This window comes from Psychrobacter arcticus 273-4, from assembly GCF_000012305.1.
Taxonomy (GTDB): domain Bacteria; phylum Pseudomonadota; class Gammaproteobacteria; order Pseudomonadales; family Moraxellaceae; genus Psychrobacter; species Psychrobacter arcticus.
In genome coordinates this window covers 1790506-1816101 of sequence record NC_007204.1, presented here as the reverse complement: position 1 = coordinate 1816101, position 25596 = coordinate 1790506, and the positions used below count along the sequence as shown (strand labels likewise).

At 42.1% G+C, this 25596-nt stretch carries 23 protein-coding genes; 13 read left to right on the top strand and 10 right to left on the bottom strand.

Translation table 11 applies throughout. The features are described from left to right. Positions 1–118: 118 nt before the first annotated feature. The 5 genes from cmk to pyrF all read left to right on the top strand — a co-directional run bounded on the left by cmk (position 119) and on the right by pyrF (position 4864). The gene (cmk, locus tag PSYC_RS07750) at positions 119–874 is read left to right on the top strand and encodes a (d)CMP kinase (RefSeq protein ID WP_011280760.1); all 756 of its coding nucleotides are present in this window, start codon (positions 119–121) and stop codon (positions 872–874) included. 310 nt (positions 875–1184) lie between these two features. After that, positions 1185–2876, top strand: a complete 1692-nt coding sequence (gene rpsA / locus PSYC_RS07745) for a 30S ribosomal protein S1 (protein ID WP_011280759.1) — start codon at positions 1185–1187, stop codon at positions 2874–2876. Positions 2877–3193: 317 nt separating this feature from the next. Beyond that, positions 3194–3502: an integration host factor subunit beta gene (locus PSYC_RS07740; protein ID WP_041757724.1), complete on the top strand. Its 309-nt coding sequence runs from the start codon at positions 3194–3196 to the stop codon at positions 3500–3502. A gap of 159 nt (positions 3503–3661) precedes the next feature. Continuing rightward, the gene (locus PSYC_RS07735) at positions 3662–4090 is read left to right on the top strand and encodes a lipopolysaccharide assembly protein LapA domain-containing protein (RefSeq protein WP_011280757.1); all 429 of its coding nucleotides are present in this window, start codon (positions 3662–3664) and stop codon (positions 4088–4090) included. A 75-nt stretch (positions 4091–4165) separates the two neighbouring features. Next, positions 4166–4864, top strand: coding sequence for an orotidine-5'-phosphate decarboxylase (pyrF, locus tag PSYC_RS07730; protein WP_011280756.1), 699 nt, complete (start codon positions 4166–4168; stop codon positions 4862–4864). Between the two features lie 62 nt (positions 4865–4926). On the opposite strand, the gene PSYC_RS07725 is transcribed toward pyrF, so the two are convergent. Next, positions 4927–5808 (bottom strand): IS982 family transposase, encoded by an 882-nt coding sequence (locus tag PSYC_RS07725; protein WP_011279666.1) that lies wholly within the window; start codon positions 5806–5808, stop codon positions 4927–4929. Positions 5809–5998: 190 nt separating this feature from the next. Here PSYC_RS07725 and PSYC_RS07720 point away from each other — a divergent pair, with 190 nt between their 5' ends. After that, a complete protein-coding gene (locus PSYC_RS07720; protein WP_148201659.1) occupies positions 5999–6796 on the top strand; it encodes a metallophosphoesterase in 798 nt (265 codons plus the stop codon). Positions 6797–7116: 320 nt separating this feature from the next. Beyond that, positions 7117–7953, top strand: a complete 837-nt coding sequence (locus tag PSYC_RS07715) for a histidine phosphatase family protein (protein ID WP_011280754.1) — start codon at positions 7117–7119, stop codon at positions 7951–7953. Between the two features lie 128 nt (positions 7954–8081). Here PSYC_RS07715 and rpsT read toward each other — a convergent pair whose 3' ends face one another. Next, on the bottom strand, positions 8082–8348 hold the full coding sequence (rpsT, locus tag PSYC_RS07710; protein WP_011280753.1) for a 30S ribosomal protein S20: 267 nt from the start codon (positions 8346–8348) through the stop codon (positions 8082–8084). A gap of 528 nt (positions 8349–8876) precedes the next feature. Between rpsT and PSYC_RS07705 the strand changes: the two genes are divergently transcribed. From PSYC_RS07705 to PSYC_RS07690, 4 genes are all read left to right on the top strand, one after another. Next, a complete protein-coding gene (locus PSYC_RS07705; RefSeq protein WP_011280752.1) occupies positions 8877–9578 on the top strand; it encodes an NAD-dependent epimerase/dehydratase family protein in 702 nt (233 codons plus the stop codon). A gap of 125 nt (positions 9579–9703) precedes the next feature. Beyond that, positions 9704–10219 carry a ribonuclease E activity regulator RraA gene (gene rraA, locus PSYC_RS07700; protein WP_187147133.1) on the top strand — a complete coding sequence of 172 codons (516 nt, stop codon included), beginning with the start codon at positions 9704–9706 and terminating at the stop codon, positions 10217–10219. Between the two features lie 230 nt (positions 10220–10449). Continuing rightward, on the top strand, positions 10450–14181 hold the full coding sequence (gene mfd / locus PSYC_RS07695; RefSeq protein WP_011280750.1) for a transcription-repair coupling factor: 3732 nt from the start codon (positions 10450–10452) through the stop codon (positions 14179–14181). A 238-nt stretch (positions 14182–14419) separates the two neighbouring features. After that, positions 14420–14851 carry an HIT domain-containing protein gene (locus PSYC_RS07690; protein WP_011280749.1) on the top strand — a complete coding sequence of 144 codons (432 nt, stop codon included), beginning with the start codon at positions 14420–14422 and terminating at the stop codon, positions 14849–14851. A gap of 377 nt (positions 14852–15228) precedes the next feature. On the opposite strand, the gene fdx is transcribed toward PSYC_RS07690, so the two are convergent. The 8 genes from fdx to PSYC_RS07650 form a co-directional block, all read right to left on the bottom strand. Beyond that, positions 15229–15567 carry an ISC system 2Fe-2S type ferredoxin gene (gene fdx / locus PSYC_RS07685; protein ID WP_011280748.1) on the bottom strand — a complete coding sequence of 113 codons (339 nt, stop codon included), beginning with the start codon at positions 15565–15567 and terminating at the stop codon, positions 15229–15231. A gap of 97 nt (positions 15568–15664) precedes the next feature. Beyond that, complete coding sequence (hscA, locus tag PSYC_RS07680; protein WP_011280747.1) at positions 15665–17542, bottom strand: Fe-S protein assembly chaperone HscA; 1878 nt, start codon at positions 17540–17542, stop codon at positions 15665–15667. A 253-nt stretch (positions 17543–17795) separates the two neighbouring features. After that, positions 17796–18377, bottom strand: a complete 582-nt coding sequence (hscB, locus tag PSYC_RS07675; RefSeq protein ID WP_011280746.1) for a Fe-S protein assembly co-chaperone HscB — start codon at positions 18375–18377, stop codon at positions 17796–17798. A 60-nt stretch (positions 18378–18437) separates the two neighbouring features. Next, on the bottom strand, positions 18438–18758 hold the full coding sequence (iscA, locus tag PSYC_RS07670) for an iron-sulfur cluster assembly protein IscA (RefSeq protein ID WP_011280745.1): 321 nt from the start codon (positions 18756–18758) through the stop codon (positions 18438–18440). 218 nt (positions 18759–18976) lie between these two features. Further along, a complete protein-coding gene (gene iscU / locus PSYC_RS07665) occupies positions 18977–19363 on the bottom strand; it encodes a Fe-S cluster assembly scaffold IscU (RefSeq protein WP_011280744.1) in 387 nt (128 codons plus the stop codon). Positions 19364–19575: 212 nt separating this feature from the next. Continuing rightward, positions 19576–20802 (bottom strand): IscS subfamily cysteine desulfurase, encoded by a 1227-nt coding sequence (locus PSYC_RS07660; RefSeq protein WP_011280743.1) that lies wholly within the window; start codon positions 20800–20802, stop codon positions 19576–19578. Then, positions 20799–21311, bottom strand: coding sequence for an Rrf2 family transcriptional regulator (locus PSYC_RS07655; RefSeq protein WP_011280742.1), 513 nt, complete (start codon positions 21309–21311; stop codon positions 20799–20801). The genes PSYC_RS07660 and PSYC_RS07655 overlap by 4 nt, the downstream gene beginning before the upstream one ends. 398 nt (positions 21312–21709) lie before the next feature. Then, positions 21710–22357 carry a hypothetical protein gene (locus tag PSYC_RS07650; protein WP_011280741.1) on the bottom strand — a complete coding sequence of 216 codons (648 nt, stop codon included), beginning with the start codon at positions 22355–22357 and terminating at the stop codon, positions 21710–21712. Positions 22358–23003: 646 nt separating this feature from the next. Here PSYC_RS07650 and PSYC_RS07645 point away from each other — a divergent pair. Next, positions 23004–23276: an HU family DNA-binding protein gene (locus tag PSYC_RS07645; protein ID WP_011280740.1), complete on the top strand. Its 273-nt coding sequence runs from the start codon at positions 23004–23006 to the stop codon at positions 23274–23276. Between the two features lie 393 nt (positions 23277–23669). After that, complete coding sequence (locus tag PSYC_RS07640) at positions 23670–25544, top strand: SurA N-terminal domain-containing protein (RefSeq protein WP_011280739.1); 1875 nt, start codon at positions 23670–23672, stop codon at positions 25542–25544. The last annotated feature ends 52 nt before the right edge of the window (positions 25545–25596 follow it).

Below are 25596 nucleotides of genomic sequence, written 5' to 3'. Positions count from 1 at the left end.
TATAATATCGCCCTATTTGCTTGTTAATGGAGTTTTTTGCTTGCAAGACTTTGATAAACAAGTAAAAAATGCTTTATTTATGCTTCTATAAGTGGTGCCGACTATTAAAGTGAGTGTTATGACTGTTTCCAACCCTAATACGAACAATAATAGTGAAATGACTTCATTGCGCTATCCGGTTATCTGTATTGATGGGCCAAGTGGTGCAGGTAAAGGTACGGTTACATGGCGCTTATCACAAGTTTTAGGGTATCAGCTGCTTGATTCGGGTGCATTATATCGTATCGTGGGACTTAAAGCGTTTGAAGCTGGACTGATGACTGCGGATGCAAGCCAAGCTATTGATGAGATGGCTGTATTAGCGTTAACGCAAAGCTTAGAGATTGCTTTTGTACCTAACAATGAATCAGGACGTGTTGATATTATTGTGAATAGTGAAGTGGTAGGTGAGCAAGTTCGTAACGAGACGGTTGGCGGTTATGCATCACAGATCGCAGTATTTTCAAAAGTTCGTCAAGCATTGCTGAAACTGCAACAAGATATGGCAACTCGTTCAGGATTGGTCGCTGACGGTCGTGATATGGGTACAGTCGTATTTTCAGACGCTGATGTAAAGGTGTTTTTGACTGCAAGTGCTGAAGCGCGTGCCGAGCGCCGTGTAACACAGCTACTGAATGCTGGTCAAACAGCAGATTTTGAAGCGATTCTAGCGACAATTAAAGCTCGTGATGATCGTGATGAGAATCGTTCGACGGCGCCATCAAAGCCGGCAAAAGATGCGCTACTATTAGACAGCTCTCACTTAGATGCTGATGCGGTTTATGAGCAAGTAAAGCAATATTGTCAGGCTCAAGGCATTTGCTTTAATAGCTAATACAAACAACATAGTAAGTATTAAAAGGTTTCCTATAGGTTTGATTTTAGTATAAAATTACAGTAGTAGACGCCAATAATCTTTAGAGGGTAACGAAAATATACTGTCTGAAGGACATAAATTAAAAAATATAACGCATTTTAATCTAAGACAGTTGTTGCTAGTGAGTTTGCTGAACCATTCGCTTATTAGCAACAAACGTTTTTTTATATGACTGCATAGGATATAAAACCAGTATTCTCGTTTTATACAGTCATAAATTTGATCCGTACTGTGCTGGACAGGATACGGCTATACAAAGGTAGACATAATGGAATCATTTGCTGAACTATTTGAAGCGAGCATCGAAGAAACAGGTCTGGATATTGAGCGTGGCTCGGTTATTACCGGTACTGTTGTCGCCATCGATAACGACTGGATCACTGTTGATACTGGTCTAAAATCTGAAGGTATCGTCGCTCGTGAAGAGTTTTTAAGCGAAGAAGGCGAACTTGAAGTTGAAGTTGGCGATAGTGTCGATGTTGTGGTTGAAGCGGTTGATAACGGTATGGGTCAAACCTTACTGTCACGTGAAAAAGCCAAACGTGTTGAGACTTGGAATTTCCTTGAGAAAATCTCTGACAATGATGAGATCGTAAAAGGTATTATCTCTAGCAAAGTAAAAGGTGGCTTTACCGTAGATATCGGTTCAGTACGCGCGTTCTTGCCAGGTTCTTTAGTAGATGTACGTCCTATCCGTGATACGACGCATCTAGAAGGTAAAGAGTTAGAATTTAAAGTTATCAAACTTGACCAAAAACGTAACAACGTTGTAGTTAGTCGCCGTGCCGTTATGGAAGCTGAAAACTCAGCTGAGCGCGAAGAGCTATTGAACAAGCTTGAAGAAGGTATCGAGATCGAAGGTATCGTTAAGAACCTAACTGATTACGGCGCATTCGTTGATCTTGGTGGTATTGATGGTCTATTGCACATCACTGACATGGCATGGCGCCGTATCAAGCACCCATCTGAGGTGGTTGAAGTTGGTCAAGACCTTAAAGTTAAAGTACTTAAGTTTGACCGTGAGCGCAATCGCGTAAGCTTAGGTCTAAAACAATTGGGTACTGATCCTTGGGATAACGTTGGCGGTACATACCCAGTGGGTAGCGTCGTTAAAGCTCGCGTAACTAACTTGACTGATTATGGTTGTTTTGCTGAAATCTCTGAAGGTATCGAAGGTCTAGTACACGTATCAGAGATGGATCATACCAACAAAAACATCCATCCATCAAAAGTTGTTCAAGTGGGTGATGAAGTTGAAGTAATGATTCTTGATATCGATGAAGAACGTCGTCGCATCAGCTTAGGTATCAAACAGACTCTAGCCAATCCGTGGGATGAGTTTGATAAGAAACATGAGCGCGGTGATAAAATCACTGGTACCATCAAATCAATCACTGACTTCGGTATCTTTATCGGTCTAGATGGCGGTATTGATGGTTTGGTTCACTTGTCAGACATTTCTTGGAATGAAACTGGCGAAGATGCTATCCGTAACTACAACAAAGGTGACACCGTTGAAGCAATGGTATTGTCTGTAGATTCTGAAGCCAACCGTATCAGCCTAGGCGTGAAACAATTAACTTCAGATCCATTTAACGAATACCTAGTCAACAATGACCGCGGTGCTATCGTTAATGGTAAAGTAAAAGAAGTAGACGCTAAAGGTGCTACTATCGAACTTGCTGACGAAGTTGAAGCGTATTTACGTGCCTCTGAGATTCAACGTGACCGCGTTGAAGATGCGACTAAGCATCTAACGGTTGGTGATGATGTTGAAGCTAAAATCATCAGTGTTGATCGTAAAACACGTAACATCAGCTTGTCAATCAAAGCGAAAGACGAAGCTGAAGAGCGTCAAGCGATTAAAGAGCTAAGCAGCACAACCACGACTACTACTGCTGCCGGTTCTGATGCACAACCAAAAACTATTGGTGACTTGATCAAAGAACAAATGCAGTAAGCTATTTACCGCTAATGTTATGATCTTATAAAAGAAAGCGACTCCGGTCGCTTTTTTTTACGGCTAAATTTTGCTATTGACGATCATTGCTGAAGTTTTTTCTTTAATAGAGGAACTCTTGTTTCCAATTTACCTCAATATCCGCTATCATTTGCAACATCGAGTAACGAGATGTAAGCTTAGACCCAAGTCATTATAAACAAACAGATATTTAACCAACAATCGCGTGGTTATTAGCCTGTATTTTGTAATTTCTGTGGTTATTGTTTTAGTTATTTCCATCATCTTATCTATCAATTAACAAGGCAAGCGTGATAATGCAGCAAACAATTAATAAGTCTGAATTCATTAGTAATCTGAGTACGAATTGTGACACGATGACAGATACTGTTGTCGATGACGCAGTACGCGAAATATTAAATTTGATGACCCATACGCTCGCCAATGATGGTCGAGTAGAAGTACGTGGGTTTGGCAGTTTTTGTCTGCATCATCGCCGCGCTCGTATGGGTCGTAACCCTAAAACAGGTGAAAGTGTGCCAGTACCTGCCAAGGCTATTCCGCATTTTAAGCCAGGCAAAGCATTACGTGAAGCCGTCAATGAAAAAGTAGCAGGCGGACAGTAAGCCAATTGAGGTAATATAAGATATTAAATCGTTCTACTACTAAAGTATGAGCCAATTTTTCTTATTTATACCCAATCTTTGAGAACGTAGTATTATTAATCAGCATGGCTTAGTTTTTATCAATTTGTCTGTTCTATTAAAAACCTAAGGAGACGTCTGATGCGTATTTTATTATTAGTATTGCTATTTTTGAGCTTCGCTTATTCACTTGCTTTGGTATTAGCAAACAATACTGAAGTTGGCGTGAATCTGCTGTTTTCACAAGCGCCTACGATGAATTTGGGTTTGCTATTGATACTGTGCCTGATACTCGGTATCGTCATAGGTATATTATTAGCATTGCTGATTTTCCGTGTTTTGCAAAACAAGTGGGAAATATCGCGTCTACAAAAGGCGAATGCCAATTTACAAGAGCAGATAACCCAAGCTAATGTGGTGATTGATCGTCAAGCGAATGCACCCACTGTAGAAGAAGCTGTTTATGGGGCGACAGCGGTCAACGTACAGGATACGACAATGAACAATGCTAATCCCAATGTCAATGTGCATGAAGGGGCAAGTTTGACCAAACAAAAACGCGATTACTGATAACTCATAGGATGCGTTTTTACTGCTCATTCTTAATACTATAATTTGATAAACCAGATATAAAGAGGCACAACAATGAACAACGCAATCAATTCTCCTGTCATCGTTGCATTAGACAATATGACAAAGAATGCCTCTCTTGCGTTAGCTGACCAATTAGATCCGGCGTTATGCCGATTAAAAGTAGGTAAAGAGCTGTATACCCGGTGTGGTCCTGAGATAGTCAAAGCACTACATCAACGCCAATTTGAAGTTTTTTTAGACTTAAAATTTCATGATATCCCGAATACCACCGCACAAGCAGTATTGGCTGCCGCTGAGCTTGGTATATGGATGGTCAACGTCCATGCCAGTGCAGGGCTAGAAGCGATGGCATTGGCAAAGCAGCGCTTACTAGATAGTGATTTTGACACGCTACTGATTGCAGTGACTGTCTTAACGTCTATGGACAATGAAGCACTCATGCAAACTGGTATCACCGACGGCTTAGATGCACAAGTTAGCCGCTTAGCACAATTGACCAAGCAAGCAGGTCTTGATGGCGTGGTATGCTCAGCGCAAGAAGCAAAGACACTAAAGGCATTATGTGGTCAAGACTTTAAGCTAATAACCCCTGGTATTCGCTTGCTAGACGACAACGCTGATGATCAAAAGCGTATTTGCACGCCGAAACAGGCATTAAACGATGGCTCTGATTATCTGGTCATTGGGCGCTCAATTACCCAAGCAGCAGATCCTGCGGCTAAGTTGCAGTTAATACTTCAAAGCCTTTAACGTTTAATGTAAACGCTAAAATGCAAGATTTAAGCTAAACACTCAGTTTAAAAACCCCACTCTCAACTTGAAATAAGCAATTCAAACTGAAGTGGCGGGTTACCAAGTTTTTTGTTGAGTACAAAGCATAGATTATGTGACAGAATTTTACGAATCAATCGATGAGACAAATGCCATAAATCTCTTGCTCGTACCCTTTGTATATTAAATCGTTCTGATAGCTGACCAATGACTGTTTCAACGATACGGCGGGCTTTCATTAGCCGTTTTACCACAGGTTTGGGTCTATCCTCTTTCATGTTAGCTCTGAGTGGCGTTTGTAAATCCACTCCTTGAGCGTCGTAGTACTGAGTGAGACTAGGGCTGATATACCCTTTATCAGCGCCGAGCAAACCATAGATATTGTCAGTAATATCAGGCGCAACCGCTCTTTCATCAACATTGGCAGGAGCAAAGGTAAAGCCTTTAATCATGCCCGATAAGTTAACAAGCAAATGTCCTTCAAAGCCATAGTACCTCTCTTGCTTAGCCGCACAGTAGCTAAAAGCCGCTAAGTCTTGATAGTTTTTATGCCGATAAGCGCGTCCATAATGACAGACGGGTATCGGAAAACCATCCATAAAATGGATGTTGTCACGGCCCTCAAGTTGACTGACGTTATCTTGTATCCGCTGTTTGACTTGCCACAGATTCGCGCAATGCTTTGCGAAGTTAGGATATGAGCCTATGGCTGGAAACCAGGCTTGCCAGTGCTGGGTAAAATATTGCCAAATCTGTTTGTCTTGATCAAGGTTTAAAAATTCACCGACCAGTTCCATGCAAATGATCTCAGGATCACTCAGCTTTGGCGCGTAACCTGCACCTCGCAAGGGTTCAGTAACGACTATTTTGTAATATTGCTCTACCATTAAATAGATATTGATGATAAATTCGTCTATGGGCATCTCATGACTCCGTTGTATTCTTGGTCGAAAACAATAGATTAGTGAGATGCTCTTCTTTTTTCAATCACTTTCGAAGTTGAGAGTGGGGTTTTAAAAGTAAAAAGACAGCCTAAGCCGCTGTCTTTTTACTTTTTGTTGATAGGTGAAAAGCTGCTAAACTATTGATGTTTATTTAATGACATTGGCCACTATGAAATTACAGATTTTGAGTGACTTACATATTGACAGTTATGTTCGTCAATCCCATCCGATAGGGCATATCCCTAAAACCGACGCAGACATCGTGCTAGTAGCGGGAGATACTGCCAATAGTGATATTGGTATGCCATGGCTACAAGAGCAAGCAGCGCGCTTACAAGTCCCTCTAATCACTATCGCCGGTAATCATGAGTACTTCAATGAAGACGTGCTGCATTTTGATAAAAAGCTGGCGACTTGGGATAATTATGATAGTGAATCAAAGCAGGGCGTACAATTTTTGCAGTGCCAGTATATTGATATTGGAGAGGTGCGAATCTTAGGCTGTACGCTTTGGACGGATTATCAATATCAAGCCAACGAAGATACTATGGTAGCGGCGCTACGCTTTATGCGTGACTATAAACAGATCTATGCGGGCAGCGAGCTGTTTTCACCTGAGGTATCAATGCAGATCCATGCCAAACAGCGCCAATGGCTCAAGCAAGCATTAATCACAGCCAAAGCATTGGGTAAAAAAACCGTGGTCATGAGTCATCATAGTATTAGCCCATTATCAGTGTCTGAAAAATATGCCAATTTGCCAAGCAATGCCGCGTTTGTAAGTGATTTGTCCCAATGGATGTATGAGGACTGGGCACCAGCGCTATGGGTGCATGGGCATACGCACGAGGCATTTGATTACCACATTCATAAGACACGCGTTATCGTCAATCCGCGCGCTTATCCAAATGAGGTCAGTAGTACGGCGTTAGCATTCGCATGGGATAGAGTGATTGATATCGGCTAGTTACGCGTAATGAAGGTGAGTCTCTATTTTGCAAGGTCTGAGTCTCTATTTTGCAAGGTCAAAGTGTCATAGCATTTTAGTAATATTGAAATGAATGAGTCTGCTATATATAGTTGAAATACTTTAAAGTACGCTACCGTATTGCTGGTGTAAATTTTTTGCAGCCTCTGTCTGCGTAGGCACAGCAAGCAAGAAAAATTTGCACCAGTAGTACGTGTTGTATCGATATTACTTTTCACCGATTATATATGTTTTAGATTATGTTGCAATTGGACTTATATTTGGTTCATTCCTGTCAGAAAATCTGATAGGCTTGTGTGATGAGTAAACTTCCTAATAACACCACATCGAGCCTATCCGCTGAGAAGCTTGCGAGTCATACTCCAAGTGCACCAGCACCCTCACACCTCCCTGATAGCATGATTTCTTCGGTCAGCTTGTTGCCTGAAGATAAGCGGTTGATTTTATTTACCAGACATTCCTTGCGCGAGCGCTCTGATGGTAATGGCTTTGCCAGTTATCAGCTGCCATTGACACCCAAAGGTCGCGTATTGGCAAAATCTTGGGGTCGTTGGTTGGCAGGACATCTGCCGTATTCGCTCGATGTCGATAGTATTTCAAGCCCGATCGGTCGCTGTATTGATACGGCGCAGCTGATGCAAGAAGGGGCAGGACTACGCCGTGATATTACACACCAGTCATTACTGGTTGAGCCTGGCAGCTTAGTCACCGATCCTGATATTGCCAACCCTATCTTTAAAGAGATTGGTGTTCTCAATTTTATCAATCGATTCCTGCAAGGCAATCTTGAAGGCACTAAAAACGCTTATCAAGGTGGTCTCGATATTTTATCGCTCTTTTATCAAAATCAACCCCAGCACGGGCATCTGATGCTCGCTGTCAGTCATGATACTTTGTTATCTGCATTCTTAGCGGTGATGTTTGATATGATTGAGATTGATTGGAATGATTGGCCAAAGATGATGGAAGGGGTATTTTTGTGGTTTGATGAGAAGCCATTCGAGCAGGCAAGTGCGTATTTTGTATGGCGCGGTGAAGTCTATGTACGTCCGATTCAGACTTTGCTTGAAGGCTACCGTGCTGCTGGCTTTCATCCTAAAAAACTGCTATTGCCACCAGAAGTAAAATGGACATAAGAGCTACTTATTAAGTGGTTAATTATTTTTGAGTAGGCATAAAAAAACCTTGCCCCAGTATTAGAACCAGTGACAAGGTTTTAGTTATGATGCTATCAAAGCATCATGCGGTCTAAACGCAACCAATCTTAAGCTTGTAAGCCTTTGATTGTTTTGTTTAGGCGGCTCTTACGACGAGCAGCTTTATTCTTATGAAGAATACCTTTGTCAGCCATGCGATCAAGAACCGGTACCGCTTTTTTGTAAGCTTCGGTAGCCGCGTCATAATCTTTAGCAGCGATAGCCGCGTCAACACGTTTCAAATAAGTACGAACCATAGAGCGTTGTGACGCAGAGTTCTGACGACGTTTGGTATTTTGACGGGCGCGTTTACGAGCTTGTGCAGTATTAGCCACGCGAATCTCCTTGATAAAGACAGATAAAAATATGAATGTGGATTACAATAAAGGGTTTAACCATCATCAGTAACGAGCAGCCGTCTCGCCAAACATGATGTCGATGTCTGATATTAGAGTATCTAATAGTAAGAAATCATCGCAAGCGCCAGAACTGTTTGGAATAATTAAACAGCGTTGACGTGTAAAGCCGGTTATCTTAGCAAATTATCACACTTAGAACAATAAGTTTGATGATTAATGCTCAAAGAAGTTACGCCATTACATGGATGAGCGGAATTTTATGCCTTTAATAGGAATTTATACAGGTATTTCTCATAATATTGAGGAAATCTCTTAGTCTGAACAAGGGTGGAAGCTGAATAAAACCGCTTGCTGATAAAATCTCTTACAATAAATTATGCATAATAGCCTCGGTGATTCATTAATTTAGGTATGATACTAAAGTGGTAAACGTCACCGATGGGCTTTGAAAAATCACATTTTTGACTATCATAAATTTTACAACACTCTATAAATGGATAGGATATGCAGCGAAAAGCAATAGTAATAGGTGCAACAGGATTGGTCGGACAACATCTTGTGAAGCAGCTTAGTGAGCTTTATGACACATTAATTGTGATTGCACGTCGTCCTCCTCGCTATATTAATGCCAGCATGCGTTTCTATCAGGTGAATGATTTTGACAACTTAGCCGAAATCTTTGCAAGCGTTGGCGCTGATCGAAAAACGGATGCCTTTAGTTGCCTTGGTACTACCAAAAAACAAGCGGGTAGTGATGAAGCTTTTCGTAAGATTGACCATGATTATAATGTCGGTTTTGCCAAATTGTGCCAAGATAAAGGTGTTGAAAACTTCTTTTTATTATCCTCAATGAATGCGGATATCAACAGTCGCTTTTTATACAATCGGGTAAAGGCTGAAACTGAAGAGTCGATAATGGCATTAGAATTTGCGCAATTGGTTATTTTCCGTCCATCGTTACTACTTGGCAAGCATAAAGGTCGCCCGCTTGAAAGTCTGGGACAAAAAGCCTTTCAGCTTATTTCGCCACTGGTGTCCGAGTCGCTATCCTTACATCCTATTTCTGCTAAGCGTGTCGCTAGTGCGATGGCGATGAGCGCCCATGATATCTATCATCGTAGTAAATATCGCAGCGAACCTATGATCAAAACCACTGATATTATCGAAAATAAACAGATGCTTGCGATGACTCGAGTAAAATATTAAGCTACAGATTAGCTGAGGTTTGATGATAAGCATCAGAAGATTAAATAGCCTAAGTATTTAATAATAAGCTAAAAAACATTTAACCATAACAGATAAGGAGTCTTACCATGCCAGAATCAGCAACGATGACTAAAGAAAATTTTGTAACCTGCGATTTATTGGATGCCAATCCTGAATCACAGGTATGTTTGCCAAATATTGAAGGTAAGTCTTTTTATAGTTTTGGCGGCAAAGACAAGTTTTGCGGTGAAGTTGTGACGGTCAAATGCTTTGAGGATAATAGCCGAGTCAAATCACTGCTAAACAGTGACGGCAAAGATAAAGACGGTAATGGCAAAGTGTTGGTCGTTGATGGTGGTGGCTCTATGCGCTGTGCGCTGTTAGGTGACATGATTGCCCAGTCGGCGATCGATAATCATTGGGCAGGGGTCATTATTTATGGCTGTGTTCGTGACGTTGATGATATGGCGCAGATGGAGCTTGGAGTAATGGCACTTGGCTGTATCCCGCGCAAGTCAAATCGTCGCGATGAAGGTCAAACTGATCTCGAAATCAGCTTTGGTGATTTGACACTGAATTCTGGTATGTTTGTTTATGCAGACAATAATGGGATTATCGCAAGCGACAAGCCATTAATTTAGAGTCACGCGCTGTTTTTGACAAATCCGCTATGAAGACCTTAGTTCACAAGCTGAGGTCTTTGCGTTTAGCAGCCTTATTTTTTAGCATTAAACCTTTATTTCATAGAGTATTTGGCTCTTTGTTTTTTTTATAAAAATGCTAAGTGACAAACCTTTACGGCATAAATTTTGGTAATTGCACAAATATTCGTATAATAGCTTTCTGACTCATAACTTTGATCCTATCCTCTATGCCTATCACTGCTTTGACTGACGCCTTTGCCCCGATTAACCAGCAGTTATTCCCTATCCAAAACGCTCAGCGGCGCTGGCTTGTGCCTGTGCACGGTGCGGTCAGTAGCTTGTGGCTGGCAAGTTTGGTGCAAGCTCCTATATGGAATGTGGCCGACCGTCTAAAAGTCGTGGTGACGCGTGACCAAAATCAGCTCAATCAAATAGAGACAGAGCTGGCGTTTTGCGGTGTCGATGCTCATGTGTTTCCTGATTGGGAGACACTAACTTATGATGAGCTGTCACCGCATCAAGATATTGTCAGCGAACGTATCAATCTATTGACCGATATGCCAACCTCAGGCGTGCTGCTGATATCTGTACAGGCATTGATGCATCGTGTGGCACCGCCAAGCTGGTTGATTGGGCAGCATTTTGATTTAAGTGTGGGAGACCGATTTGATATCAATACCCAGCGTGCTCTACTCGCAAAAGCAGGTTATCGAGCGGTAGACAATGTCTTTGAGCCGGGCGAATTTGCTGTACGTGGTAGTATCATTGATATTTTTGCCATGGGTCAGCCGTTTCCACTGCGTCTGGACTTATTTGATGATGAAATTGAAACGATTCGCTTTTTTAATCCGCAGACTCAGCGTACGCTGACCATTGATGATCTTAAAGCAATGATGAGTGGTAACGATAGCAGTATGGGCAAAGAGTCGTTGTCGCTACTGCATAAATTGCCAGATATCTCAAAGCCTATTAAACAGTTTCAAATCCTACCCGCAAAAGAGTTTCCACTTGATGAAGGGCGTGAAACCTTTCGCACCAATTTTGCTGCTATGTTCCCCAATAGCAATAGCCGTAAGTTTGAGTTGCATAAAGATGTGATGGCAGGCATTGCGAGTAGTGGACTTGAATATTATCAGCCACTGTTTTTTGATTTAAAAGATTGGATGGTAGAAAGCAGTTTATTTTCTTATCTGCCAAGCGATACGCTATTCATCACTGATGAGCTGATTAACGAAAAACAGGCCGATTATTGGTCACAAATCCAGCGCCGCTATGAAGAGCGTCGTCACGATATTGACAAGCCTATTGTCGCCCCTGAGTTGCTGTATTTATTATCAAATACCCTTAATGAGCACCTCAATCATTACCCACGGGTGATACTCAGTGCACGTGATAAGCTTACTAGGATGGATAATGTTGCTGCGATTGACAGTGGAGAGCCAACGTTAGCGGTTAAGCCACAGCTGGATATACAGCCGCAGGAATTATCTGATAAACAGCAAGGGTTAGTGACGTTAAGTGCGCAAGAGCCGCCGCAGTTGGCAGTGAACCATCAAAAAGCAGAGCCACTTACTGAGCTATTAGCGTTTTTAGAACTACAAGCGCAAACGGCGACGCCTGTATTGATTGTCGCTGAGACAGCAGGTCGTCGCGAGATTCTTATTGAGCTGTTTAAAGGTAAGATTGATATCAAGGCTTATGATAGCTTTGAGGCGTTTTTAGCCGCCGATAAAACCACTGGGCTTAATGGTAAAAATTTGCCGCAGGTTGGTCTTACCGTTGCGCCCATTGAACGCGGCGTCTATGTGCCTGAGCGCTTGGTACTGATTAGCGAGACCCAATTATTTGGTCGTCAAGTACTGCAAACACGCCGTCGGCGCCAAAGCGGCGTTTCAGAAGAGTTCTTGGTTAAAAGCGTGACTGAAATAACAGACGGCAGTCCTGTTGTTCATATCGAGCATGGCATTGGTCGTTATAATGGTTTGATAACATTAGATGTTGGTGACGGTGAGCAAGAGTTTATTCACTTAAAGTATGCCAATGACGCCAGTATTTATGTGCCGGTCGCTAATCTGCAAATGATTAATCGCTATAGTGGTGGCGACCCAGCGCTTGCACCATTGCACAAAATTGGTAGCGGAAAATGGGACAAAGCCAAGCAAAAAGCGCTGGAGCAAATCCATGATGTTGCGGCTGAGCTGCTTAATATGCAAGCACGGCGTGAGGCAAAGGTCGGTATCCACTTTAAAATAGACCCATCACAGTATGAGCTGTTTGCGAGCCAATTTGCCTTTGAAGAAACACCTGACCAAGCCAATGCCATTCATGCAGTGATGGAAGATATGAGGCAAAATCAGCCCATGGATCGTCTCATCTGCGGTGATGTAGGTTTTGGTAAAACAGAAGTGGCCATGCGAGCCGCCTTTATTGCGGTCAGTGCCGGTTACCAAGTCGCGGTGCTAGTGCCGACCACCTTGCTAGCAGGTCAGCATGAAGACAATTTCCGCAATCGTTTTGCTGATTGGCCGGTACGTATTGAAACGCTTTCGCGCTTTGGGGGTAAAAAACATCAAGACACTGTGCTAACAGACCTCGCAGCGGGCAAGGTTGATATCGTAATCGGTACGCATAAATTATTGCAGCCTGATGTGAAGTTCTCTAATCTAGGTTTAATGATTGTCGATGAAGAACATCGCTTTGGGGTGCGTCATAAAGAGCGCATTAAGGCGATTCAGACCGATGTTGATAGTATGTCGATGACAGCGACTCCGATTCCTAGGACGCTCAATATGGCGCTCTCTGGTATGCGTGATATGTCAATTATTGCCACGCCACCTGCTCGTCGCCTTGCGATTAAAACCTTTGTTATGCAAAAAACAGAAGCCCTGATGAAAGAGGCGATCTTGCGTGAGCTGTTGCGTGGTGGTCAGGTTTATTTATTGCATAATGATGTCGCCAGTATTGAGCGTATGGCTGAGACCATTCGTGAGCTAGTGCCAGAAGCGCGAGTAGGGGTTGCTCATGGTCAAATGCAAGAGCGCCAACTCGAACAAGTCATGCAGCAGTATTATCATAAAAAATTCAATGTGCTAATTTGTTCAACTATTATCGAAACCGGTATTGATGTACCCAATGCCAATACCATTATCATTGAACGCGCGGATAAGTTTGGTTTGGCACAGCTACATCAGCTGCGCGGTCGCGTGGGTCGTAGTCATCATCAGGCTTATTGCTATCTACTGGTACCCTCTATCAAAGGGCTCAAAGGCGATGCCAAGCGACGATTGCATGCTATTGAGCGTGCTAACACACTGGGTGCAGGCTTTATGCTGGCAAGTGAAGATTTAGAGATTCGTGGAGCTGGTGAGATACTTGGTAAGCAACAAAGTGGTAATATGCAGGCGATAGGCTTTAGCTTATATATGGATATGCTGGAGCGGGCGACAAAAGCCATTAAAGCTGGTAAAGAGCCTGATTTAAGTACACCATTATCGCTGACCAGTGAGATTAATCTACATAGCTCAGCATTGATACCGGAAGAATATTTGCACGATGTGCATCAGCGTTTGTTGTTTTACAAGCGTATTGGCAATGCCGATGATAAAGAGGCACTGACCGATATTCGAACTGAAATGATTGATCGTTTTGGTACCTTACCAGACCAGACCAAGCAGTTATTTGCTGTTCATGGACTGCGCATACAAGCTGAGCCATTGAAAATTAATAAAATTGATGCCAATAGTAATAGTATGACGCTTGAGTTTGCACCCGATACGCCGGTCGATGCCTTGGCTATTATCAAGCTGATCCAATCAAATGGGCAGTGCTATCGTATGAATGGTGCGTCTGGCATTCGTTATCAAGATGCTGATAAACTGGCAACGCCGCAACAACGCGTCACAGTGATTCAAGAGTTATTAAGTTATTTTAGCAAGCATATGGTGGCAGAGTCGGTTTAGGGTATTTAATCATGATTGTATACTATGGAAAATAGCTGCTTATCCTTTACCTTATGGGCTAATAGGTTTAAAAAGTAAGGCATTTAGACAATAAATCATGACGCTATTTTATCGATTGGATAACTGATAAAATAGTGACACTATATTTTTACCTTAAATGTTTGATTTAAACTTTTAGCCCAATTTTTATTCCTTTCTTATTCTTTTATTTGAGTTTCATAACAAGAGAACCGTCATTATGTTCCAACTTCATCATAAACTTGCTGCCGATAGTTTTTTAGTGGGCGATTTTCCACTGTCGACCTGTCGTTTAATCAATGATTGCCAATTTCCATGGTTGATACTAGTGCCACGTGTATCAGGTATCAAAGAGTTGTATGAACTGTCTGAGGCAGACCAAACGCAGTTTTTGCGTGAGTCGAGCTGGTTATCAAGCCAACTTGCTAAGACCTTTCAAGCCGACAAAATGAATGTGGCAGCGCTCGGCAATCAAGTACCGCAACTGCATTTTCATCATATTGTCCGTTATCAGAATGATATGCAGTGGCCCAATCCAGTATGGGGCATCCCTGCGGTGCCTTATAGCAAAGAAGTGTTGGCACAAATGCAGCAGACTTTGATGATGGCATTGCGCGGTCATCATCAAATGCCATTCGATTGGCAGATGTAACCAAATATAGTTGAAATACTTTAAAGTCGCTACCGTATTGCTGGTGTAAATTTTTTGCAGCCTCTGTCTGCGTAGGCACAGCAAGCAAGAAAAATTTGCACCAGTAGTACGTGTTGTATCGATATTACTTTTCACCGACTATACTTATTGATAAGCTTAACATCGCTTAGTAAATGTCAGTTTGGTTGGTCATTGCTTATTCTCCGGTTGGTGGGTTATAAGCAGTGACACAGAGTTTGGGAAAGGCTCTTGAGCATCAGATATTAGAATAGAAGAAAGCCAGCTATGAGACATAGCTGGCTTTCTTTATGAGTATGACGTATAGCATTAACAATGCACAGAGCTCAAACAGAATTGATAGGTAAAGTCACCAATCATTAGTGATTTTCTTTAGCATGGTTCAAGGTGTACTTAGGAATTTCAATAACTAAATCATCATCCTCAAGCATCACCTGACAAGACAAGCGTGAATCAGGTTCTAGCCCCCAAGCACGATCTAATAAGTCGGCTTCGATATCATCCATCTCATCCAAGCTATTAAAACCTTTACGCACTACGACATGGCAAGTGGTACAAGCTTTTGACATCTCGCAAGCATGTTCAATCTTGATACCTTTTTCGAGCAAGGCTTTACATAAGTTTTCGCCTGCTGCTAATTCAACTTCGATGCCTTCTGGGCAAATTTCATGATGGGGTAGTACGGTAATTTTTGGCATAAGGTAGTCTATCCGGTGCTAATCCATTTAAAATAAAATCTAAAAGTATAAAAATATGCTTAATGTGATATGTCCGCAATATGGTAAAGTATCTCTGCTACCAGTCTTGAGCACTGGTGCCTGCCATACTGGTTTTGACACTTTGATTCATAATAAGAGCAGCAAAGGCATTACTATGCGGTTTAAGCGCCAGTTTTTTTGCGTCAATAAGGGTTAAATCATCTGTACCAAGCGCAGATTGCAAGTCTTGCATGGTTTGCGCCAAAGACTGCTTAGCATCTTCTGAAAGTAAGGCGTCAAAATCTCTCAGTGCCGATTGCAACGCCAGTATTTCACGTTCTGATTCAACCTTGGTTTCAATCAATGAGCGTGCATTTTTGTCTTCTTCAGCGTATTTAAATCCTGCAATCAGTAACTGCTCTTTTTGTTCATCAGACAAGCCATAAGAGGGCACAATCTCAATTTCACTTTCAGTCTTGGTGGTGGTTTCTTGCGCACTGACCGTCAGCTGCCCATTAGCATCAATACTAAAAGTCACTTCAATACGGGCAAATCCTGCTTTCATAGGCGGAATGCCATATAGCTCAAAACGTCCAAGTGAGCGGCAGTTATCGACAGTCTCACGTTCACCTTGTACTACATGAATTACCATGCCGGTTTGACCGTCTTGATAAGTGGTAAATACTTGGCGTTTTTTGACTGGAATAGGCGTATTGCGCGGGATAAGCACTTCAACCAAACCGCCCATGGTTTCAAGACCAAGCGATAGTGGCGTTACATCTAATAGCAGTAGATTGTTGTCACTACCACCATTGACCAATTGATGCGCAGTTTGCGCAGCACCTAAAGCGACGACTTCATCTGGATTGAGGCGACAAAGCGGCTGCTTTGCAAAAAAATCAGCAACCACTTGCTGAACCGCAGGCATACGGGTCGAGCCACCAACTAAAATAACTTCATCTAAGTCAGATGTCGAAAGATTAGCATCACGTAAAACTTGCTCGCAGACGCTCAAGGTACGGCGGTTCACTGGGTCTGCAATCGCTAATAGGTCTTCACGGCGTAAGATACCCTTAAAAGATTGCTCATTCACAATGATATCAATATCAATTTGCTCAGCATCCGTCAGCGCTTGCTTATAAGCTTTGGCTTGCTGGGCAAGAATGGATTTATCGTATAGGCTGACGTCTTTAGGATCGATATGCAGTTGTTTGATCAGCCAGTTGGTTAATAAGCGATCGATATCATCGCCGCCAAGCGCACTGTTGCCACCTGTCGCCAGCACTTCAAAAACGCCGTCGTTTAGCTTTAAAATAGACACATCAAACGTACCACCGCCCAAATCATAGATAAGGTAATGTTTTTCAACGCCGGTATCAGTCGCTTGGTCAAGACCATAAGCGACCGCCGCAGCGGTAGGCTCGTTTAATAGACGAAGCACCTTGATACCTGCTGCTTGAGCAGCATCTTTAGTGGCTTGACGCTGTGCTTCATCAAAATAGGCAGGTACCGTAATGACAGCACCTTGAATACTCTCATCAGGCAATGCGTGAGCTGCACGCTGTTCAAGCGCTGCTAAGATACGCGCTGATACCTCAACGGGAGATACCGTTCCCTGCGCAGTCACAAAAGCGGGCATCTCATCTTTGCCACCACTCAATTCGTAAGGGTGTGAAAACTTGATATCAGCTTGGCTACGACCCATAAATCGCTTCGCAGAAATAATGGTGTTTTTTGGGTCATCTATGACATGGGCGAGGGCATCCGAGCCAACCAATGGGCTACCTTCACTTGGATAATACACCACAGAAGGCAACAAGGTATCTGTCGCTGTGCTTGCTTGCAAAACTTGCGCCTTGCCTGAGCGTACCACGGCGACCAATGAACGCGTCGTACCAAGGTCAATGCCTAGGCCAAAACGATGCTGGTGAGGTCGAGTGCTTTGATTGGGTTCAGCAATTTGCATTAAAGACATAAGATAACTCAAAGATAAAATGAATAAGTGAAATGATACAAAGACAGTAAGCAGGCTACCGTCAGTACAACATAAAGTTGATAGACAAAAATATTCGAATATAGCAATCAGCCGCTAAAGGCTTTTAGCGTTAGAGATTATAAGGGATGGTTGGTACTACTTTCACCGTCACTTTTTAAAATTTCTGAAACGCATTTTAAATATCAGTTAATATTATAATATTGGATAGAGATAAGCGATTGAAGTACGTCAATTAAACGTACAAATCATCGTCATCTAAATATGTAGCCGCTGAGATACCGTCAAGTGCTGTCACGACGTCAGCATTTAATTTCACCAAAAACTTCAGCTTTTGGGTCGCATCAATAGCGGTTTGCCAGTCTTGATTGTCATAAGCACTTTTAAAGCTTGCTGACTGTTTTGCTAGACGTTCTGTAATCTGTGGATGCAGCTGCTTTAGCGTTGATATGTCTTTATCACCAATAGCGTCGTCCAAATCCATACGCATTTCCATAGCATCTTCTAAGAAGTCCAAATCTGCGATGGAATGCTCTAAATTTTGCGCTTGATCTGCCATATCCAATAAGTAGCTGGCTCGACTATCAGGTGCACTCAGTATTTGATAGCCCTGATTAATAAGTGCGGACGCTTGCTCAGACTGCTGCTGTGCTTTTTCAGGATTCGCTACATTTTTTGCAATATTGTCAGGATGATAGCGTTTTTGCAAAAGACGTAAACGCTGATCCAAACTGTCTTGCACAATATCAAACTGTACAGGCTGCTCAAATAGAGCAAAAAAGTTATCAAACTGTGCTTCTAATGTGCTGTCTGTCATATCGTATGCCTTTATTTTATTTATTATTTTAAGGGCTTTTATCTTGCCTAATAAAAACGGTTATACCGTAAAGGACTCACCGCAGCCACATTCGCCTTTTTGATTAGGATTGCTGAATTTAAAGCCTTCATTCAAACCTTCTTTTTCATAATCCATTAACAAACCATCTAAATATACCAAGCTTTTAGGGTCAATAAAAATACTGACACCAAGGCTTTCATAACGGGTATCGTTTTCATCAGGGATATCGACGAACTCTAAAACATAAGCCAAGCCTGAACATCCTGCCGTACGAATGCCCACTCGTATGCCTTCGCCTTTACCGCGATTGTCCAAAAACTCACGCACATGCTGAGCGGCGCGTTCTGTCATTTCAATCATGCCAACTCCCATTGACTATCAATAATAGGGATAAAAATTCAAAATAAATCACGAAATAAATAAAAGGTGACAATTACATAAGCGTCATTGTCACCTCCTTGGCGTTAGCCGCTTTTCAGCCGCTTGCGCTTTCATACAGAGAACAAGTTGCTAAATAATATATATTACACTGCTTATACACTACTTAATATAGCTGGTCATTTTAATTAAGACTAGGCTCAAGCAGGAATATGCTTACCTTTATAGTCGCTAATAGCGGCTTTGATAGCATCTTCTGCAAGGACAGAGCAATGCACTTTTACTGGTGGTAATGCCAATTCTTCAGCAATGTCACTATTCTTAATTTCGCCAGCTTGATCCAAGCTTTTGCCTTTTAGCCACTCAGTAACGAGCGAGCTTGAAGCAATGGCTGAACCACAACCATAAGTTTTAAAACGTGCATCTTCGATAATACCGTTATCATCGACTTGGATTTGTAAACGCATGACATCACCACAGGCTGGTGCGCCGACCATGCCAGTGCCGACGTTTTTGGCATTTTTATCAAGATTGCCAACGTTGCGTGGATTTTCGTAATGATCAATAACTTGGTCACTATAGGCCATGGGGTTTTCTCCTGGTTAGATGATGAGCTGTCATTTAATGACTGTCGTTGTTAATGGGTTACTGGCTCATCGATAATTGGGGTCAAACACTTAATGTATAATTGTTTGATTCATTAGCTATGGCGATATCTTTATATTTAAAGAAAAGAAGTTGTTAATAAAAATATCGCTTGCGCCATTATTGTCTTACATTATAAATTTTAGGGTAAATATCAGTGCTCAGACCATTCTACTGAGTCTAAATCAACACCTTCTTGATACATATCCCAAAGTGGCGATAGCGCACGTAATTTATCAACGGCTTGATGCATTTGGGTGATGACAGTATCAATGTCTTCTTCAGTGGTATAACGACCGAAGCTAAAGCGGATTGAGCTATGCGCCAACTCGTCTGGGCGACCAATAGCACGTAGGACATAAGATGGCTCAAGGGTCGCTGAAGTACAAGCTGAGCCTGAAGATACGGCTAAGTCTTTTAGCGACATCATCAATGATTCGCCTTCAACAAAGTTAAAGCTGATATTTACAATATTAGGTACACTATTTTCTAAATCGCCATTTAGATAAATCTCTTCAATATCTTGTAGACCATCCCACAGTTTTTGGCGTAATTTTGCCGCATGTGCATTGTCTTCTTGATAGCGATTGTTGGCTAACTCAAATGCTGCGCCAAGACCAACGATTTGGTGAGTCGGCAAAGTACCTGAACGCATGCCGCGCTCATGACCACCGCCATGCTGCTCCGCTTTTAGGCGAATACGTGGCTTGCGACTGACGAATAGGGCACCAATACCTTTAGGACCATAGGCTTTATGACCTGAAAAGCTCATCAAGTCAATTTTCATCTCTGCAAGGTTGATAAGTATTTTACCAACAGACTGTGCACCATCAACGTGGAAAATAACACCCGCTTCGCGCGTGATTTCACCAATGGCTGCCACATCAGTAATCGTACCAAGCTCATTATTTACGATCATAAGTGATACCAAGATAGTATCTTCACGTAAAGCAGCTTTGACTTGCTCTGGTAAAATCATACCAGTGCTTGGCTGTGGCTCAAGATAAGTAATCTCAAAACCTTCTTGCTCAAGCTCACGGCAGGTATCTAATACCGCTTTGTGTTCAATCTTACTAGTAATAATATGCTTACCGCGAGACTGATAAAAATGAGCTGCACCTTTAATGGCTAAGTTATCAGATTCTGTCGCGCCAGAGGTAAAGACGATTTCGCGTGGGTCAGCATTGATGACTTCAGCAACTTGCTGACGAGCCGTTTCTACCGCTTCTTCCGCTTGCCAGCCGTAGCCGTGTGAGCGTGATGCTGGGTTACCAAAGATGCCATCTACTGTCAGATATTCGCTCATCTTGGCAGCGACTGACTTAGCAACTGGCGTGGTGGCGGCATAATCTAAATATATAAGGTTGTTATGTTGGCTCATGCTGGGTTTGCCTCGCTGGTCGATAAAGTAATAGTATTAATGTCTTTTATAGAGATATCTTTTGAAGAATTGCTGTGCTGACGGTCTGATACAGACTGCACATGCTCCATGTTTAATAATTGCGCTAATGTGATATTTTTCAAGTACTGCTCCACATGATTTGATAATGCACACCACAAATCATGGGTCAAGCACATTGTACCACCTTGGCAGTCGCCACGTCCTTCACACTGCATGGCATTAACCGATTCATCGACAGCAGAGATAATGCTCATCACATCAATCTGATCAAGCGGCTTTGCCAAATAATAACCGCCAGCTGCACCGCGAATACTGGTCACCAAACCACGCTTACGAAGTTTTGAGAATAACTGTTCAAGATAAGAGATAGAAATGGATTGTCGCTTGGCAATGTCGGATAAAGACACCGCACTGTCTTGTTGGCTAGTCTGCAATGCCAAATCTAGTAAAGCGGTAACGGCATATCTGCCTCGAGTAGTCAAACGCATGTGTTATCTCCAAACTTTTTAAGGATAAGTTTATTTAACAACGATCTTAGTTCTGTTAGATGCTTAAGAAGCAGACAGTCAAATGTAAAGTAGCTATGCTGCTAATGAAAATCTTCTATCGACTAAGTGTGTTTTATCGTTATTAAACAACAGATGGTTTACCCGATGTGTGCAACGATGATGTAATTATACTCAATCCCGAGTAATTTAGTCAAGATTAAAGTGTGGTTGAATGGTTAGTGATATTAATGACGATGATTGATAAAAACAATGGTTGGAAATAAAACGGAAAAAAGCGCTTGATAAACGATATGCCATATCAAACGCTATTAAGAGACATTATTTTTAAGAAATGTTTTTTTAAAAAGTTATTGATACATTAGATTTCTTATCAAGCTTTAGTTCATCACAAACAGGGCAATAATGGCGGCAAGAGCAATGATAGAAGCGATTGTCGTAGTAATGATAAAAGTCTTTTGCTTGCTTTGCAGTTCTTTAACGGCAGTTTCAAGCTCACGATTTTTGATGGTCAAAGTGGTAATTTCAATTTGCTGTTCTTTAATACGCTGCTTAGATCTCTCTTTTTTATCCGCCATTTCCGCTTCGGTGGGCTTAGGCTTACTTTTACCGCCCTTAATCTTTTTAATGAAGCCTTGAATCAAGCTACCCAAACCAAGTTGCATGATAAATTGCTTAACCAACTGAACCTGCACCGTTTCACCGCGCATTTGCAGCTTTTCAGTGGTTTCGCTATCGTGAGTGGTGATAGCATTAATGACCTGAATGCTATAAGCGTTGATGACGACGTCAGGCTCACTGCGCCCAATAGGTAGCCTGTCATCTAATAACACGCCTTTGGTGCTAAAGGTAGCGAACACCTCTACGTGTGGCAGATACAATCTAAGCGCAACGACAGTTTCTTGCTTAGCAAGCGGATAAGCGGCTTTACGGAGTTCTGGATCTAAACGTAACAATAAGGTCAGCGCCGATTCGATAAACACCAAAATGACATTAAGAAAAGAGTGAGACAACGTAGAACGCTTCATGTAAATAATCCGTTTTTATTGTTCAAATGAAATATAAGAGGATAAGTAAGGATCAAAACCGACCCAAAGTGTGCAATGACATTGCGCTTATAGTAACGCCTTTATGATAAAAAGTAACGCTGGTTTCTGTCAGTTGCAAAATTATTACCTGACAATAATGCCTTTATTTACTGCATTAACTATGGCAGTTCATAGTTATAGTTGAAATACTTTAAAATCGCTACAGTATTGCTGGTGTAAATTTTTTGCAGCCTCTGTCTGCGTAGGCACAGCAAGCAAGAAAAATTTGCACCAGTAGTACCTGTTGTATCGATATTACTTTTCATCGACTATAGCGTTTATAAAGACCAACATCTATGTGCCTGGTTTAATACATAAAAGCATAGAGATAAACTAAAAGATAAAATAGTGGCCTTGTCACCTTATTGCAGCAGGTTGAGGTAACATTGGGTGTCAAATACGTAGTAGGGTGCACAAAAATATGTAAAATTGCTTGCACTCCTTATGTTGCCTTGCTATAAAGGCGATAACAAAGCGAAACCTGTTTATGCGTGAGCCAAGTGCTTTTGATTGCTTAAGTACTCTGAGAGCGATACAATGCTTGGCGTGAGCGTTTTTTTACCCCCTAAAACTTGAAGGAAATTTTATGAATAAATCAGAATTAATTGATAGTATTGCTGAGAAAAGTGGTCTAAACAAAACCCAAGCTGGCGATGCATTGAATGCGGTTATGGAAAGCGTTGGCGAAGCTCTAGAAGCTGGCGATAGCATCTCATTGGTTGGTTTTGGTACTTTTAGCGTAAAAGACCGTAAAGCTCGTACTGGCCGTAACCCTAAGACTGGCGAAGAGCTAAGTATCCCAGCCAGTAAAGCACCAAGCTTTAAAGCTGGTAAAAACTTGAAAGAGCGTTTGAACTAAGCCGTATCTATTTTAAAACAGTCGCAGCTTATGACGTGATACACGAATAAAAACTGCGTTTGTTGAAGGTAAGGCAATAAAAGGTGATACCTCATAACAGCTATGAGCGACTCATCAAAAAAGCACCTAGATATTAGGTGCTTTTTTAGTGCTATAGCTTGCATTATATCGCCTGAATATTTTGAGTCTGCATCAAAAATCACGTATCATAGGGCGCGCGGTAGATATGTTGTTTAAACAAAGGCTGGGTCATCTGCCTTGAGCGACAATAATAAAATGCACCCCTTCTTAGTTTTACCATTTTCTTACCATTGCCAGCTTGTAGAGCGTTGATATTATTAATAGTATTACAATGGTTTTTCATCAATATAGGTTAATAAAGCAGAGATAACTATGGATAAATTGCGCGATTTCTTAAAAAGCTGGCCGGGTCGCATTTTATTGATTTTATGCCTATCGCCGCTCGCTCTATTGGGCGTCGAAAGCTACTTTGGGGGTAATGTTGATCCCAATCAAATCGCTCAGGTAGGGGAAGCGAGTATCGGCCTATCAGAGTATCAGACTGCAGTAAACAATCGCCGTACTGAGCTTTTAGACCAAGTTGATGATGCCAGTTTATTGAATGAAGATGTGCTACACGAGCAAGTATTAAAAGGTCTAATAGACCGTACCTTGCTAGAGCAGCAGGCTGGCAAGCTTGGCATGACAGTCTCTGATGACACTATTAATCGTCTTTTGCGCCAAGAAGAGATCTTTAAAGGTGAGGATGGCGAGTTTTCAAATGATCAGTTTGCAAGCTTTTTACGTCAGCGTAATATGACAAAAAATCAGCTGTTTGCAGAGTTCCGCAATCAGTTGAGCTTAGATCAGCTGAATGCGAGTATCGTTGGCACTGCCGCATATCCGATGAAAGCAGTGAGTCAGCTGATTGATTTACAGCTAGAGTCGCGCAATATTTGGCTACATCGTTTTAACTGGCAAGATTATGTATCGCAAGTAAAATTAAACAAAAGCGACATCCAAGCTTATTATGATGCCAATAAAGACACGCTAAAAAGCGCTGCTATGGTCGATTTGGCTTACTTGCAGCTTAGTCCTCAGACTATCCAAGTAAACGAGGTCACTAAAGAGGATTTACAGCAGCAGTACGAAGCCTATAAGCAAAGCCTTGCCGTCGTCGATGAGCGTAAGATCAGCCAAATCTTATTAACTGGTAGCGATGCCAAAGCACGTGCTGATAAAGTCAAAGCCCGTCTTGCAAAGGGTGAAGTATTTACAAAGCTTGCTAAAACAGAGTCAGATGACCCGTCAGGCGAAGCAGGCGGCGATATTGGGCGCTTTAACCCTTCGGTATTTGGCAATGACGCTGCTGCGGTAGAAAAAGCGCTAGAGGGCTTGAGTGTAGGGGATGTCAGCGTACCGGTGAAAACAAGCTTTGGTTATCAGATATTTACGGTGACTGAAGATAGTGGTAGCAAGATACCAAGCCTTGAGAGTATGCGTGATGACTTGACAGCCAAAGCAAAAGAATACAAACGTCAAGAAGTTTACGCTGACAAAGTAACGGCGATAAATGACTTAGCGGCAGATGGTTTCAGTATCGAAGATATCGCTCAGCAAGAAAACGTGGCATTAAAACGTCTTAAAGATTACCGTAAAGAGAACAATAAATCTGTTTTGGCGCAACCAGCGGTGATTAAGCAAGCATTTGATGAGTTTACGATACAAGACCAAGCCGTCACAGCCGGTATTGAGGTTGGTAACGGTACTGTGTGGGTGCAGCCAAGTAATTATCGTCCTACTAAAACACTGTCTTTATCTGCTGCCACACCAAGCGTTACTCAGCTACTGCGTCAGCAGAAAGCCTCTGCACTTGCGCTAAAAGATGCGAAAAAGCTAGCAGCTGGTATCAAAACAATAGCTGATATCAGCAAGCAGTCGGTGACATTCCAAGCGCTTGGTAAAATCAGTCGTCAGACCACGCAGTTGACAGAAAAAGAGCGTGGCTTAGCGTTTAGTAAGCAAGCACCTGAAAAAGGCGTTGTTGCCGTGGCAAGCGAAACAGAGATGGGTGCAACCGTATTGGTTGGTGACCGTATCAAGACAGAGCAGCAATCGCCATTATCTGCTGCACAAAGAGCGCAAACCGCGGCTATTATTCGTGATAATTTAGGTCAAGATCAGTTGCAAGACTACTTGGATTACTTGCGTATGGTATATAAGGTTGAGATTAATAAAGCCAATATGGAAAATGCACAAGGGCGTTAAAAGCGTGATCGTTATTTATTCTAAACCGTTAAGTTAACTTTCTGCTATTAAA